A 13,906-nucleotide genomic window follows, 5' to 3' on the forward strand; every position below is an offset into this window, starting at 1 on the left:
CCACCATTGCGAGCAAATTGGGCTATAAAAATGCCACTACCCAAACGTGGTGGTTTGCCTTATGCTTTTACCTGTATAAAAACACAGTACTCGTACACATCAATTATCGAAAGGCATGTGAGGTGATGAATGGCCGTCGAAGTGGTATACCGCAGCAGCCGCGATCTGGAGCGCTTGTTCATGGATAAAGCTGAAGCAGACCGTCACGACAAGATGCTCGAGCTGGCCGAACTGCTCGCCGAGGTGCTGCAGAAGGCCGTGCCGTCGCTGAGCGAACAGCAGGTCGAGGAAGCGGGTATCTACATGGCGAAGAACCGCGATGTGTTCGCCAAGGCCTTCAAGAGCCAGCCCGACGCGTTGTCCGAGCTGCTTGCCGAGCAGCCCGCCGAGTAGGCATCAGGCGTTGTACACCAGCTTCTCGGCCAGTTGCTGGGCCACGCGGGCCGGCGAGCTCTTCTCGGCCTGGGCGTGGGCGAAGACCTCGGTCAGCCGCGTGGGAATGCGCGCCAGGTGCGCAGTGATGGTGCCAAGGTCCTGGCCCTGGTGGGTCAGCGCCACGTAGATCAGCCCGCCGGAATTGATGATGTAGTCCGGGGCATACAGAATGCCGCGGGTTTCGAGCTGGTCGGCGACCTGAAGGTGGGTCAGCTGGTTGTTAGCCGAGCCGGCCACCGCGGCACAGCGCAGCTGCATGACGCTCTGGCTGTTGAGCACCGGGCCCAGCCCGCACGGCGCGAAGATGTCGCAAGGCGTGCTGACCAGCGCTTCGCTGGCCACCGGCAGCGCATTCAACTGCTCCATGGCCAGTTGCACCCGCCCCGGGTCATGGTCGCTGACCAGCAGTACCGCCCCCGCCGCATGCAACTGCTCGGCCAGGGCAAACCCGACATTCCCCAACCCCTGCACAGCCACGCGCAACCCTTCCAGGTTGTCGGTGCCCAGGCGCGCCATCGCCGTGGCGCGGATGCCGGCGAACACGCCCATGGCCGAATGCGGCGAAGGGTCGCCGGCGGTGGTGGTACTGGTGACGTGCCGGGTGCTCTGGGCGATGCAGTCCATGTCCAGGGTCGAGGTGCCGCTATCGGTCGCGGTGATGTAGCGCCCCTCCAGGCTGTCGACGAAGCGCCCGAAGGCCTCGAACAGCGCAGCGCGGTTTTCCACATGGGGGTTGCGGATGATCACCGCCTTGCCGCCGCCCAGCGGCAGGCCCGCCAGGGCAGCCTTGTAGCTCATGCCCTGGGCCAGGCGAATGGCATCGGTCATTGCGGTGTCGTCGTCCGGGTAAGGCAGATAGCGACAACCGCCCATGGCCGGGCCCAGCCGCTGGTTGTGAATGGCGATCACCGCCTTGAGGCCCGTGGCCGGGTCGACGCACAGGTGCAGTGAGTGGGTGCGCGTGCTTTGCATGAGAGCGAACATTGCCCAGCCCTCGTGAGTCAGTGCTCCCACCAGTATAGGCGGCGCGAAGGCACACGTTGCGGCACTGGACGAACGCCCCTGCCGGCGCTACAACAGAAGCTTGAGCGGAGACTGCCATGACCCCACGCCAAGCCTGCCTGGCCTGCCTCGAACGCAACCCCGCCGCCCTGTTCGAGGCGGCGCTGTGGATCGCTGCCGAACACGATGCCAGCGTGCAGCCGGCCCAGGTGCTGGGCGAATTGCAGCTCGTGCAGCAGCAGGTCAGCCAGAGCCTGCCCATGCTGCCGGTGAGCGAACTGGCGCAGCCGTTGCTGCGGGCGCTCAGCGCGGCGGGCTTCCAGCAGGACGAATACCACCCATTGCGCCCGCAGGCGGCGCTGCTGAACAAGGTGCTGCAACGTCGTCGCGGACAACCGCTGGCACTGGCGATCCTCACGCTGGAGCTGGCCCGCGGGCTGTCGATACCACTGGAGGGGGTGAATTTTCCGGGGCATTTCCTGTTGCGCGTGCCGGGGGCCGATCACCTGCTGGACCCCTGCGGCGGGCGCCGGTTGTACCCGGCCGATTGTCGCGAGTTGCTCAGCCGCCAGTTCGGCCCGCAGTTGCCGTTGAGCGCCGAGCATCTGGTGACGGCCAGCGCACAGCAGATGCTGCAACGACTGTCGCGCAACCTGCGTCAGTTGCATGCGAGCAATGATGATGACCTGGCGGCGTTGAAGGATGCCGAGCGGGTGTTGTTGCTGGGCTCGGCCAGCGCCAGCGATTACCTGGCGCGGGCGACACTGTATCAGCGGCTGGATTGCCCGCAGGCAGAGCGGTTTGACCTGGAGCATGCGCTGATGCTGACGGATGACCCGATCCAGCGGTTGCGCCTGACCGAGCGGCTGAGCCACCTGCCGCCGCCGACGCCTTCGGTGCACTGAAAGCTTCGCCGGCCAGGCCGGCTCCTACACGGGCCGCGCAGCGCCTGCAGGAGCCGGCCTGGCCGGCGAATGGGCCATCAGGGGGTATCCGGCTGATGCGAAGGATGCGCCTGCACGAACGCATCATGCTCACCGGCCAGCGCCACCACCCGGCGAATCCGTGGCCAGCCCGACAGGTCCACATTGAACCGTTCGGCCGCATACACCTGCGGGATCAGGTACACATCCGCCAGCCCCGGCTCATCGCCGAAACAGAACCCCGCCTCGCCGATCATCTGCTCCACCGCCGCCAGCCCCTGGGTGATCCAGTGGCCGATCCAGGCGTTCACCTGGGTGTCGTCATGCCCCAGCTCACGCAGCTGGTTGAGCACGCTGACATTGTGCAGCGGGTGGATGTCGCAACCGATCAACGCCGCCACGGCGCGCGCCTGCGCCCGCGCCACCGGCGACTGCGGCAACAGCGCAGGCTGTGGATAAACCTCCTCCAGGTACTCGATGATGGCCGGCGACTGCACCAGCAGCTCGCCCGAGTCGATACGCAGCGCCGGGATGCGCCCCTGGGGGTTCAGCCCCAGGAACTCGGCCTCGCGCTGCGCGCCCTTGAGCAGATTGACCGGCAGCGACTGGTAATCCAGCTGCTTGAGCGCCAGCGCAATGCGCACGCGGTACGACGAGGTAGAACGGTAGTAGGTATACAGTTCCATGCTCGTACCCTCTCAATGTGCCGGCAGGATCTTGCCGCGGCACTCGCCAAAACCGATCGACGCCACGCCATCACGCTTGCAGCGCGCGCGCAGGATGATCTCGTCGCCGTCTTCGAGGAACCTGCGCACCTCGCCACTGGCCAGTTCGATCGGCACCTTGCCGCCCTCGGTAATCTCCAGCAGGCTGCCGAACTGGCCAGGCTTGGCGCCCGACAGGGTGCCCGAACCGAACAGGTCGCCTGGCTGCAACTGGCAGCCGTTGACACTGTGGTGCGCAACCATCTGCGCCACGGTCCAGTACATGCTCAGGGTGTTGCTCAGGGTCAGGCGATGCGCCGGCAGGTTCTGCTCGCGCATGCGCTCGGTCAGCAGCAGCACTTCCAGCTCGATGTCGAACGCGCCACCCGCCTGGTCACGGGGGTCGAGCAGGTACGCCAGCGGCTGCGGATCGCCTTCGGGGCGTGCCGGCTGGGCGCAGCGGAACGGCTCCAGCGCTTCGGCGGTGACCACCCAGGGCGACACGGTGGAGATGAAGCTCTTGGACAGGAACGGGCCCAGCGGCTGGTATTCCCAGGCCTGGATGTCGCGGGCCGACCAGTCGTTGAGCAGGCAGTAGCCGGCAACGTGTTCGCCTGCCTGCGCTACCGGGATGGCATCGCCCATGGCATTGCCCTGGCCGATCCAGATGCCCAGCTCCAGTTCGTAGTCCAGCCGCGCGCACGGGCCGAAGCTCGGCTCGGTTTGCCCGGCGGGCAGGGTCTGGCCGTTGGGCCGACGGACATCGGTACCCGACGGGCGAATGGTCGAGGCACGGCCGTGGTAGCCGATCGGCACGTACTTGTAGTTGGGCAGCAGCGGGTTGTCGGGGCGGAACAGCTTGCCGACGTTCTTGGCGTGCTCGATGCCTACATAGAAGTCGGTGTAGTCGCCGATGCGCGCCGGCAGGTGCAACTGGCACTCGGCGGCCGGGTACAGGGCCGGCTTCAGTGCAGCCTGGTGCGGGCTGTCGGCACCCAGCAGTTCGAGCAGGCGCTCGCGCAGGGCCACGCGGGCCTCACGGCCCAGGGCGAAATAGGCGTTCAGCGCACCACCGCGGGTGGCCTGCACCGCATTGCGGGCCTGGCCGTCGAACAGCCCGGCAGCCAGTACCGCGTCGAGGTCCAGAATCGCGTCACCGATGGCCACACCGCAGCGACGCTCGTCGCTGCCACGGCTGAAGATACCCAGCGGCAGGTTCTGCAGCGGGAAATCGCTATGCCCGTTGGCGTGCTCGACCCAACTGCGGGCAATGGCGGACTGATTCATGGTTATCTCCGATTCGGGGTGAAGGTGCTCGGCAAGGTGGCCCAGCACGTGTCGTAGTCGGCCTGCAGTTGCGGGCATTCAAGCGCATGGCGGGTCGGGCGCAGCACCTGGCTGGTCTCGAACATGAACGCCATGGTGTTGTCGATCTTGCTCGGTGCAAGGTCGGCGGCAATCGCCCTGGCGCAGGTTTCGGCGTCCGGGCCGTGGGCGCTCATGCAGCTGTGCAGCGAGGCGCCGCCGGGCAGGAAGCCTTCGGCCTTGGCGTCGTACTCGCCCTTGATCAACCCCATGAACTCGTTCATCAGGTTGCGGTGGAACCACGGTGGACGGAAGGTGTTCTCGGCCACCATCCAGCGCGGCGGGAAAATCACGAAATCGATGTTGGCCATGCCCGGTACGCTGGTGGGCGAAGTGAGCACGGTGAAGATCGACGGGTCGGGATGGTCGAAGCTGACCGTGCCGATGGTGTTGAAACGGCGCAGGTCGTATTTGTACGGCACGTTGTTGCCGTGCCAGGCCACCACGTCCAGCGGCGAGTGCTGCAGTTCGCAGCCCCACAGCTCGCCGAGGAACTTCTGTACCAGCGGCACCGGGCCCTGCTGCTCTTCGTAGTGGGCCACCGGCGCGAGGAAGTCGCGCGGGTTGGCCAGGCCGTTGCTGCCCAGCGGGCCCAGGTCCGGAATGCGCAGCGGCGCGCCGTGGTTCTCGGCAATGTAGCCACGCGCCTGACTGTCGAGCAGCTCGACGCGAAACTTCAGGCCACGGGGCAGCACGGCGATTTCCAGCGGCTCCACGTCCAGCACGCCCAGCTCGGTGACGAGGCGCAGGCGACCCTGCTCGGGTACCAGCAGCAGTTCGCCATCGGCGTTGAAGAACACCCGCTCCATGGAACGGTTGGCGCGGTAGTTGTAGATGCTGATGCCGGCCGGCTTTTGCGCCGCCGAGTTGGCCGCCATGGCCACCCAGCCGTCGATGAAGTCGGTGGGCTCGGCCGGGATGTCCAGCGGGCTCCAGCGCAGCCGGTTGGGGGTTACCGGGCCCAGCGGGCCGCCGCTCAACTGGCGCTCGAGGCGTTCGAATGCCGGGTGCAGTGCCGATGGCCGGATACGGTACAGCCAGGTACGCCGCTGCTCGCTGCGCGCCATGGTGAATGCGGTGCCGGAAAACAGCTCGGCATACAGGCCATACGGGGCTTTTTGCGGGGAGTTCTGGCCAACCGGCAGGGCGCCGGGCAATGCCTCGCTGGCAAATTCGTTGCCGAAGCCGCTCTGGTAAGCGAGGGCGGGAGTGGAATCGACGTTCATCGAGCCTCCAGTCAGGTAGCGTTATTATTATCGTAAACTGATTACGCATAACGTAATTTGATACCTGTAACCCGTCAAGCTATAAAGACGCCCACCTGTCAACACGGACCCCTTTCCCATGGGCAAAACCAGCACCGCCGACAGCAACGGCAAACAGAAGGTCCGCTCGGCGGAGGTCGGTACCGACATTCTCAAGGCGCTGGCCCAGCTCTCGCCGGCCACCTCGCTGTCGCGCCTGGCCGAGCATGTGCAGATGCCCGCGAGCAAGGTGCATCGCTACCTGCAGGCCCTGATCGCCAGCGGCTTTGCCGAGCAGAACCCGGCCACCAACCACTACGGGCTGGGCCGTGAAGCCCTGCGCGTGGGCCTGGCCGCGCTGGGCGGGATGGACGTGCTCAAAGTGGCGGCCATGCCGTTGTCACAGCTGCGTGACGCGCTCAATGAAAGCTGCTTTATCGCGGTGTGGGGCAACCAGGGCGCAACGGTGGTGAACATCGAACCTGCGGTGCGCGCCGTGACGGTGGTGACGCAGATCGGCTCGGTGCTGCCGTTGCTCAGTTCGTCCACCGGGCTGGTGTTCGGGGCCTACCTGCCCCAGCGCGAGACCATCGAGTTGCGCGACCAGGAACTGCTTGCCCTGGGCCAGGACGCCGCAGACTACGAAGCGCTGTTTGCGCAGATCCGCGCACGCGGCCTGCACCATGTGCATGGCCTGCTGATGCCGGGGGTGGATGCTCTGTCGGCACCGGTGTTCAACGCCATGGGCAACATCGCTGCCGTGCTGACCGTGGTGGGCCCGACCTCGATTTTCCATGCCGATGAACAGGGCCCGGCGGCGCAGCAGCTGCAGGCGGCGGCGCAGGCAATCAGCTGGCGCATGGGCTATGAACCACAGTGACCTGTTTTGGTGCACTGTTACCCACTTTGCAACAGTGAATGTCCGAAACGTCTATTTTTTTCGGTAAGGGGGCTGGCTATGCTGGCCGGGCTTGCAGCGAAACGCGGTTTCGCCAGGCGCTGGGCCGATGGTTTGGCGGTTAATGTCAGGTTAATCCTCTCCCCCTAGAGTAACCACCTGACACGTTGAACCCTCCCCCTTCAGGTTCACCGACGTTGATTTTGAAGCTCCTTGATCTACGTCTTGCTTGGCCGCTGCTTTTGCAGCGGCCTTTTTTATTTGTGCTGCCCGGTTCAGCCTGCGTGCCTGTGCAGATTGGCCATCATCTGCTGCAACGCCTCGAGGCTGTCCTGCGGGTGCACCGCGCCCTCGAAATCGCCGATCGCATCCCAACTTGCGGCGATGTCTTCCACGCTCATGCCCTGGCGCGGGTCGAAGCCCACCCCCAGGCTGCGTTCCCAGCGCACCTTGCCCACCCAGCCGCCACCGACCTCGTACAGCCCGCCGGTGTCCTGGCAGCGATCACTGCCCAGGTACACCACCAACGGGCTGATCAGCTCGGGCTTGAGCTGTTCGAACACCTGCGGCGGAATCAGCCCCTCGGTCATGCGCGTGCCACCGGTGGGGGCGATGGCATTGACCAGGATGCCGTGCTTGCGCCCCTCGAGCGCCAGAGTGCGGGTCAGCCCGTACAGGCCCAGCTTGGCCATGCCGTAGTTGGCCTGGCCGAAATTGCCATAGATGCCCGAGGTGGACGAGGTGAAGATCACCCGCCCCGCGTTCTGCTCGCGCAGGTGCGGCCAGGCGGCGCGGGTGAGCTTGTAGGCACCCTCCACATGCACGCGGTACACCTGGTCCCAGTCGCTGTCCTCCATCTTGTGAAAAGTCTTGTCCCGCAGGATGCCGGCGTTGTTGACCAGCACATCCACGCGACCGAAGGTGTCCAGCGCCTGCTGGACGATACGCTCGCCATCGGTGACCGAGTCATGGCTGGCCACCGCCGTGCCGCCCGCCTCGCGAATCTCGGCCACCACACGGTCGGCCGCCGATGCGCTGGCGCCTTCACCATGGGTGGAGCCTCCCAGGTCGTTGACCACCACGTGGGCACCATGACGGGCGAACAGCAGCGCATGGGCACGCCCGAGGCCCCCGCCAGCGCCGGTCACAATCACTACTTTTTCATCCAGGCGAATCGACTCGGTCATCTCGGCACTCCGTTAACTGCAAGGAATATGGCAGCCAGTGTCAGCCAGCGCCCGGCCCCGGACAATCAACCGGGCGGACGCTGAATGGCAGGCAATAAGGCAGCGGGATGATCAGGACCAGGCGACCTTGTGCGCCAGGCTTGGCAGAGGTTGCTGCCGAAATGCCAGGTAGTGGCACAGCACCTGTACCGGTGCCTCGGTGTGCGGATAATGGCCGATGCCCTGCAGGGTCACGGTGTCGGGTTGGGGCACCAGTTCGCAGTAGCGCGCCACCACATGCGCACCCGATACCGGGTCGGCGGCGCCATTGATAAGGCGCAGCGGTACGCCTGACTGCTGCAAGGCCGCCACCCAGCGCTCGCGCCAGGTGACGCGTTCGGGTACATAGGCTGCCAGCTTGTGCAGGATGCGATTGCCGCGGTTGGAGGCGATCAGGCTCCAGCAGTCATCCAGCACGCTTTCACTGGGGCGTGTGCTGCGGCCATAGAGGTGGGTGACATTCCTGACCAGGTCGTCGCGCCCGAACGAGCGCGCCACCAGCCAGCCAAGCCGGCTGAGCAGGAGCTTGTGCACCAGCAACGCACGGTGGCACTCCGGGAACAGGCCGGCGTTGAGAAACGCGCAACTGGCCACCTGGGCCGCCCCCTCGTGGTGACGGGCCAGCAGTTCCTGGGCCACCGTGGCGCCATAGTCATGGGCCAGCAGGTGCACCGGCTCCTGAACCTGCAGGTGTTCGAGCAGGGCCTGCTGTACGTCGGCCTGTTCCAGCAGGCTGTAGGTGTGGTGCAACGGCTTGGACGAGTCACCGAAGCCGAGCATGTCGCAGGCGATCACGCGAAAGCGCTGGGCCAGGGGTTGCCACAGGTAGTGCCAGTCCCAGCTGGCGGTGGGGAAGCCGTGCAGCAGAAGCAGGGGCTCGCCCTGCCCTGCGCTCCAGTAGCGAATCGATTGCTGGCGAAACGTGAAACTGCGACCACGGGTACGCCAGACACTCAAGGGAATCTCGGCGAGGGGCATCACGCAGGTCCTGGTTCGGGGCTGCAACTTCCTGGGGGCAGCGCGTTGTCGGGCAAAGGGTTGGCGGCGGTCATTGCAATCACCTCGGCACATGGGTGTGCTCTGCTGCCGCTCAGTCTAGAGGCGCGACTCGATAGCGGGTGTTGCATTGCCAGCCAGCTTATTGGCCCACCGGGTCAGGGCAGTAAATAGTTACAGCAGGTGACGTAACAGTGGCGCCATGAACAGGTTGAAAATGCCCGTCAGCACCATCACCAGCCCCGCCACAGAGCCCTCTTCGCCGCCCACCTCATGGGCTCGGCTGACCCCGGCGCCGTGCGCCCCCACCCCGAACAGCGCCCCGCGTGCCAGCGGCGTGCGCAAGGGCAGGTACTTGAGCAGTACCCCGCCCATCAGTGCACCGAGCACCCCGGTGAACATCACGAACACCGCGGTGAGTTCCGGCACACCGCCCAGGTCGTGGGCCAGCGGCATGGCAAAGGGTGTGGTGATCGAGCGTGGCAGCAGCGACAGGCTCACCTGATTGTCCAGCGACAACGCATGGGCCAGGGCCCACGAACTGCCGATGGACGCCGCGCTGCCCACCAGCATGCCCAGCGACAGGGCCGGCCAGTGGCGTGCCAACAGCGCCCGCTGCTGCCAGATCGGCACCGCAAAGGCCACGGTGACCGGGCCCAGCACCGACATCAGCCAGTGGGTGTTGCGCGCGTACTCGGCGTAACCGGTGTGCAACGGCACCGCCACCGCCAGCAGCACCACCGGGACCAGGATCAGCGGCGACAGCAGGTAGCGCCCGGTACGTCGGTACAGCCAGCGGCTACCCAGGTAGGCCAGCAGGGTCAGCGCCAGCCAGAACAGCGACATCGGCTCAAGCGTCATGGCGCAGCCTCCAGCGGCACGCCCACTCCACCGTGAAGGCAGTGGCGAGCATCACCAGCAGCGTGCTTGCACCGATCACCAGCAGAATGCGCCAGCCTTCGCTGCGCAGCAGCGGGCCGTAGTCGAGCAGGCTCATCAGCGCCGGAATGAAGAACAGCAGCATCTCTGCCATCAGCAGGGTGGCGCCGGTCTGCAGGGTGGCCGGATTGACCCGCCCGGTGGCGAACACCAGCAGCAACAGCGCCATGCCCACCACACCGCCCGGGATCGGCCAGTGCAGCCAGGCCGATAGCTGGCAACCGAGCAGGTACAGCACCAGCAGCACGCCCAGTTCGGCGAGCAGGCGCGAAAATTTCTTGAATGAAACGGCAGTCATCGAAGGGGTCCTCTGAGGTCTGCAGTTTAAAATCCCGCTGCCCATGCAAAAAGCGAATTGTTAGACTGGCCTGCATTCCATAATGGAATTCAGGCAATGGAATTCAAGCAACTACGCAGTTTTGTCGAAGTGGTTCATCGCGGCGGCTTCACCCAGGCCGCGCAGACCCTGCATATCAGCCAGTCGGCCGTGAGCAAGCAGGTGGCGCAGCTGGAGCACGACCTGGGCATGGCCCTGCTCGATCGCCATGGCTCGCAGTTGCACCTGACCGACGCCGGCAAGATCGTGCTGGCCCGCGGCGAGGCCATGCTGCGGCTGCGCCAGGAACTGCACAACGAACTCGACGACCTTGGCCAGCTGGCGCGGGGCGAGTTGCGCCTGGGGCTGCCGCTGCTGGGCAGCGACGCGCTGTTTGCCGGGTTGTTCGCCGAGTACCGGCGGCGCTACCCGAACATCACCGTGCAACTGCTCGAAGGCGGCAGCCTGAACGTGGAGCACGCCGTGCGCAGCGGCGAGCTGGAGCTGGGCGGCAGCCTCACGCCCACCACACCGGGCTTCGAGTGCCAGCCCTTCTGCAACGAACCGTTGGATGCACTGCTGCCGGTAGCCCACCCACTGGCCACTGCCGGCAGCATCAACCTGGGGCAACTGGCCGACACGCCGTTTCTGCTGTACCAGCGCAGCTTCGTGCTCAATGATCGCCTGCTGGCGGCCTGCCAGGCCTATGGCTTTACCCCGAAGGAAGGCGGACGCAGCGGCCAGGCGGATTTTCTGGCGGCACTGGTGGCGGCAGGCCAGGGCGTGGTGTTGCTGCCACGGGTGGTGGCGCGGGGCCTGGAACGGCCGGGGGTGGTGCGTGTGACCTTGAGCGAGCCCAGCGACCTGCGCTGGGACATCGCCTTCATCTGGCGCCAGGGCGCCTACCTGTCACGGGCGGCGCAGGCCTGGCTGGCGCTGCTGCGCGAGCGCCCGCAACCGCTGTGATCAGCCGCGCAGCCTGGCGATGAACTCGGCCAGCCAGGGCTCTGCATCGGTTTCGGGAGTGACGGTTTCACTGGCGTCCAGACGCAGCATCGGCTGCACTTCGTCGAGGCCCAGTTCGGCGAACAGCTCGCGCAATTGCTCGCCGCCGCCGCAGTAGGTGTCGCCATAGCAGGAGTCGCCCAGGCCGATCACCGCACCGGGCAAGCCGCGCCAGGCACCTGGCAGCACATCGCGGATCTCGCTGTACAGCGGCACCAGGTTGTCGGGCAGCTCGCCCATGCCGGTGGTGGACGTGATCGCCAGAAAGGCCTGCGGAGCAAACCCCTGAACGTCCTGCAGGTTGGCACGGTTGGCCAGCAGGGTCTCGAAACCCGCCGCCTGGAGCAGCGAGGCGGCATGGCGTGCAACTTCCTCGGCAGTGCCGTAGACCGAGCCGGAAAGAATGGCAACTTTCATAACTAATCCCGAAGCTGAGTAAAAGCGTAGGATACTACCACCTGATGCGGGTACCGGACGCTGGCAATTGGCCCGCATGCAGATGCCGACCGCTCGGCAATCCACTAGAATCCTTCGCCTGGGTGCCCCTTTCACATTCGGTTCGACACGATGATCAACGCCAAGCTGCTGCAACGCATGATTGATGCCTCCAACGACGGGATCGTGGTAGCCGAACAGGAAGGCGACGACGACACCATCCTGATCTATGTGAACCCGGCCTTCGAACGCCTGACCGGCTACGCGGCCAACGACATTCTGTACCGCGACTGCCGCTTCCTGCAGGGCGAGCCGCGCGACGATGCGGCCCGGGCACGCATCCGCGACGCCATCCGCAGCGGCCAGCCATGCCGGGAAGTGCTGCTCAACTACCGCAAGGACGGCACGCCGTTCTGGAACGAGCTGTCGATCACCCCGGTGTTCAGCGAGGCCGACCAACTCAAGTACTTCATCGGTATCCAGAAGGACGTGAGCCGCCAGGTGGCCGCCGAGCAGCGGGTGCTGGAACTGGAGCAGGAACTGGCCCGGGCGTACGCCAAGCTCGACGCGCAGAAACCCGACGGACGGTCTTAACAAAGCCAGCGAATCGTTGTCCATCACCCACGAAGAAATGATTCCCGATTGAAATTGCCGAGTTCGCCCATGCAATCAGATGCCCTCCTGACCCAGGATGAGCTGGATTTCATTCAGACCATGCACCGTTCGCCACAGCTGAACCTGACGGACGTCACCTCCAGCCTGCGCCTTGATGGCGGCAGCGAGGTGCAGCAACTGTTGACCCGGCTGGTGGCCCAGGAGCAGGTGACCCTGCAGGCGAATTTCGAGAACCAGCAGATGAGCTTTCCGCTGCAGCTGGTGGAAGACGAGTTCCATGCGGTGAGCCTGCAACTGGGCGCACCGAGCATCTATGAAGACGGGCCGATGATGCGCCCCTGGCGCCTCACGCTGGAGCCGCCGGTTGCGCTGGACGACGAGCTGGGCCTGAGCACCGACCTCAAGGTGTGCGAGATGTCGTTTCGCGGTGTGCTGGTGCAGGTACCGCGCAATCGCAAGCCGCCCAAGACCTTCAACCTGTGGTTCAGCCCCGAGGCCGACGCGCCGATCAACCTGCAGGGCACCTTGCAGCGCAAGACGGCCGACGGGCTGGCAGCGTATCGGCTGAGCCAGCACCAACCCCAAGAGATCGAGCGGTTGCGCCAGTACATCCTGCGCCAGCACCGGTTGGCGCATCCCGAATTGCATCCGGATTAACACCGCAGCGCGGCTTTCGCCGGCAAGGCCGGCCCCTGCAGGGTTGCAACTGCCTGCAGGAGCCGGCCTTGCCGGCGAAGGGGTTTCAGGTATCCAGGTGCTCTGCCAGGTACTGCTGCAAGCGCCGACGCATCAAGCGCCCCTCACTGCCCAGGCACGCCACTTGCGAGCGCATCAGCGCATCCTGGGCCAGCTCCGCCGCCTCCCCCGCGAACAGCAACGGGCAATCCAGGCCCTGGGCCAGGCGCATCAAGCGCTTGGGCAGCTCGGCCGTCGGTGAATGGTTGGAGAACAGCACCAGTGCCTGCGGCGCCATGCGCTCGCACACCAGGCTCAGTTCCTCCAGCGGCTGCCCCACGGCCAACACCCTGATCACCACCTCGCTGCTGCCCAGCATCAGGGCCGCCACCAGCAACTCAAGCTCGCGGCAGTGCCCCGGCATCGCCGCCAGCACCACGCTTACCTCCTGCTGTTCGCGGGCCAGTTGCAGGCGCTGCAAGGCCCGGGCACGCAGGAAGCCATCGAGAAACAGCCACTCGCTTTGCGCACCGAATGCCTCGCCGGCCGCGCACAGGTCGTGCCATACCGGCATCAGGATGTCCTGGAACACCACCACCAGCGGATAGCTGGCGAAGACCTGCCCGTACACCTGCTCCAGGCGCCTCTCGTCGAATGCCTTGACGGCCTGGCGCAGCTGCACCTGCCACTGCTTCCAGTCCGCCTGGGTGCCGGGCGCCTGGGCCGAGGGGGCTTGCTGCTGGGTCGCCTGGTTGCGCGCAAGGATCTTGCCGACCTTGCTCACCGCCACGCCGCGCTCGATCCAGCCCAGAATGCTGCGCACGTCATCGATGTCGGCCTGGGAATACAGGCGGTGCCCACTTTCGGTGCGTACCGGCTGGATCAGCCCATAACGGCGCTCCCAGGCACGCAGGGTGACCGGGTTGATGCCGGTCAGGCGCGCCACTTCACGGATGGGGAAAAGCTCCTCCTGGCGGTGGGGAGCATCAGGGAGGGAAGCCGAATCAGGCTCGATCATCGCCGTAAAGACCGTGATTGCGTAGTGAAAGGCAATTCTACTCTCCTTGTACCAGCCCGCCGCAAGCACCATGCGCCGGGCAGCCGACACATCAGCACTGACGAGTCAGC

General features: G+C 65.6%; 16 protein-coding genes. 6 read left to right on the forward strand and 10 right to left on the reverse strand.

Features of this window, described 5'->3' with window-relative positions:
* The first annotated feature begins 129 nt into the window (after positions 1-129).
* On the forward strand, positions 130-393 hold the full coding sequence (locus N0B28_RS21865) for a YebG family protein (protein ID WP_043860413.1): 264 nt from the start codon (positions 130-132) through the stop codon (positions 391-393).
* A 3-nt stretch (positions 394-396) separates the two neighbouring features.
* Here the strand turns inward: N0B28_RS21865 and N0B28_RS21870 are convergent, their stop codons facing one another.
* The gene (locus tag N0B28_RS21870; RefSeq protein ID WP_054914877.1) at positions 397-1,419 is read right to left on the reverse strand and encodes a Glu/Leu/Phe/Val dehydrogenase dimerization domain-containing protein; all 1,023 of its coding nucleotides are present in this window, start codon (positions 1,417-1,419) and stop codon (positions 397-399) included.
* 116 nt (positions 1,420-1,535) lie between these two features.
* Between N0B28_RS21870 and N0B28_RS21875 the strand changes: the two genes are divergently transcribed.
* The gene (locus N0B28_RS21875) at positions 1,536-2,342 is read left to right on the forward strand and encodes a tetratricopeptide repeat protein (protein ID WP_043860415.1); all 807 of its coding nucleotides are present in this window, start codon (positions 1,536-1,538) and stop codon (positions 2,340-2,342) included.
* 77 nt (positions 2,343-2,419) lie between these two features.
* On the opposite strand, the gene maiA is transcribed toward N0B28_RS21875, so the two are convergent.
* From maiA to hmgA, 3 genes are read right to left on the reverse strand one after another with little or no spacing between them, the layout of a single operon-like run.
* Entirely contained in the window at positions 2,420-3,046 is a 627-nt protein-coding gene (gene maiA, locus N0B28_RS21880) for a maleylacetoacetate isomerase (RefSeq protein WP_275728709.1), read from the reverse strand.
* A gap of 12 nt (positions 3,047-3,058) precedes the next feature.
* Entirely contained in the window at positions 3,059-4,351 is a 1,293-nt protein-coding gene (gene fahA / locus N0B28_RS21885; protein ID WP_043860417.1) for a fumarylacetoacetase, read from the reverse strand.
* A gap of 2 nt (positions 4,352-4,353) precedes the next feature.
* Positions 4,354-5,655, reverse strand: a complete 1,302-nt coding sequence (hmgA, locus tag N0B28_RS21890; protein WP_043860418.1) for a homogentisate 1,2-dioxygenase — start codon at positions 5,653-5,655, stop codon at positions 4,354-4,356.
* A gap of 118 nt (positions 5,656-5,773) precedes the next feature.
* Here hmgA and N0B28_RS21895 point away from each other — a divergent pair, with 118 nt between their 5' ends.
* Entirely contained in the window at positions 5,774-6,553 is a 780-nt protein-coding gene (locus tag N0B28_RS21895; RefSeq protein WP_275728714.1) for an IclR family transcriptional regulator, read from the forward strand.
* A gap of 293 nt (positions 6,554-6,846) precedes the next feature.
* Here N0B28_RS21895 and N0B28_RS21900 read toward each other — a convergent pair whose 3' ends face one another.
* The 4 genes from N0B28_RS21900 to N0B28_RS21915 all read right to left on the reverse strand — a co-directional run bounded on the left by N0B28_RS21900 (position 6,847) and on the right by N0B28_RS21915 (position 10,030).
* Entirely contained in the window at positions 6,847-7,758 is a 912-nt protein-coding gene (locus N0B28_RS21900) for an SDR family oxidoreductase (RefSeq protein ID WP_054914880.1), read from the reverse strand.
* Between the two features lie 111 nt (positions 7,759-7,869).
* Positions 7,870-8,775 carry an alpha/beta hydrolase gene (locus N0B28_RS21905; protein WP_275728718.1) on the reverse strand — a complete coding sequence of 302 codons (906 nt, stop codon included), beginning with the start codon at positions 8,773-8,775 and terminating at the stop codon, positions 7,870-7,872.
* Positions 8,776-8,967: 192 nt separating this feature from the next.
* Positions 8,968-9,654, reverse strand: coding sequence for an LrgB family protein (locus tag N0B28_RS21910; protein WP_043860422.1), 687 nt, complete (start codon positions 9,652-9,654; stop codon positions 8,968-8,970).
* On the reverse strand, positions 9,644-10,030 hold the full coding sequence (locus tag N0B28_RS21915) for a CidA/LrgA family protein (protein WP_275728721.1): 387 nt from the start codon (positions 10,028-10,030) through the stop codon (positions 9,644-9,646). The genes N0B28_RS21910 and N0B28_RS21915 overlap by 11 nt, the downstream gene beginning before the upstream one ends.
* A 96-nt stretch (positions 10,031-10,126) precedes the next feature.
* On the opposite strand from N0B28_RS21915, the gene N0B28_RS21920 reads away from it, so the two are divergent.
* Entirely contained in the window at positions 10,127-11,014 is an 888-nt protein-coding gene (locus N0B28_RS21920) for a LysR family transcriptional regulator (protein WP_043860424.1), read from the forward strand.
* Here the strand turns inward: N0B28_RS21920 and N0B28_RS21925 are convergent, their stop codons facing one another.
* A complete protein-coding gene (locus N0B28_RS21925; RefSeq protein ID WP_043860425.1) occupies positions 11,015-11,470 on the reverse strand; it encodes a flavodoxin in 456 nt (151 codons plus the stop codon).
* 150 nt (positions 11,471-11,620) lie between these two features.
* Here N0B28_RS21925 and N0B28_RS21930 point away from each other — a divergent pair, with 150 nt between their 5' ends.
* A complete protein-coding gene (locus N0B28_RS21930) occupies positions 11,621-12,082 on the forward strand; it encodes a PAS domain-containing protein (RefSeq protein ID WP_275728726.1) in 462 nt (153 codons plus the stop codon).
* Between the two features lie 69 nt (positions 12,083-12,151).
* Entirely contained in the window at positions 12,152-12,760 is a 609-nt protein-coding gene (locus tag N0B28_RS21935; protein ID WP_043860427.1) for a hypothetical protein, read from the forward strand.
* A gap of 85 nt (positions 12,761-12,845) precedes the next feature.
* On the opposite strand, the gene N0B28_RS21940 is transcribed toward N0B28_RS21935, so the two are convergent.
* Positions 12,846-13,796: a MerR family transcriptional regulator gene (locus N0B28_RS21940; RefSeq protein WP_043860428.1), complete on the reverse strand. Its 951-nt coding sequence runs from the start codon at positions 13,794-13,796 to the stop codon at positions 12,846-12,848.
* Positions 13,797-13,906 lie beyond the last annotated feature (110 nt).

This window comes from Pseudomonas sp. SD17-1 (assembly GCF_029201585.1).
GTDB lineage: Bacteria > Pseudomonadota > Gammaproteobacteria > Pseudomonadales > Pseudomonadaceae > Aquipseudomonas > Aquipseudomonas palmensis.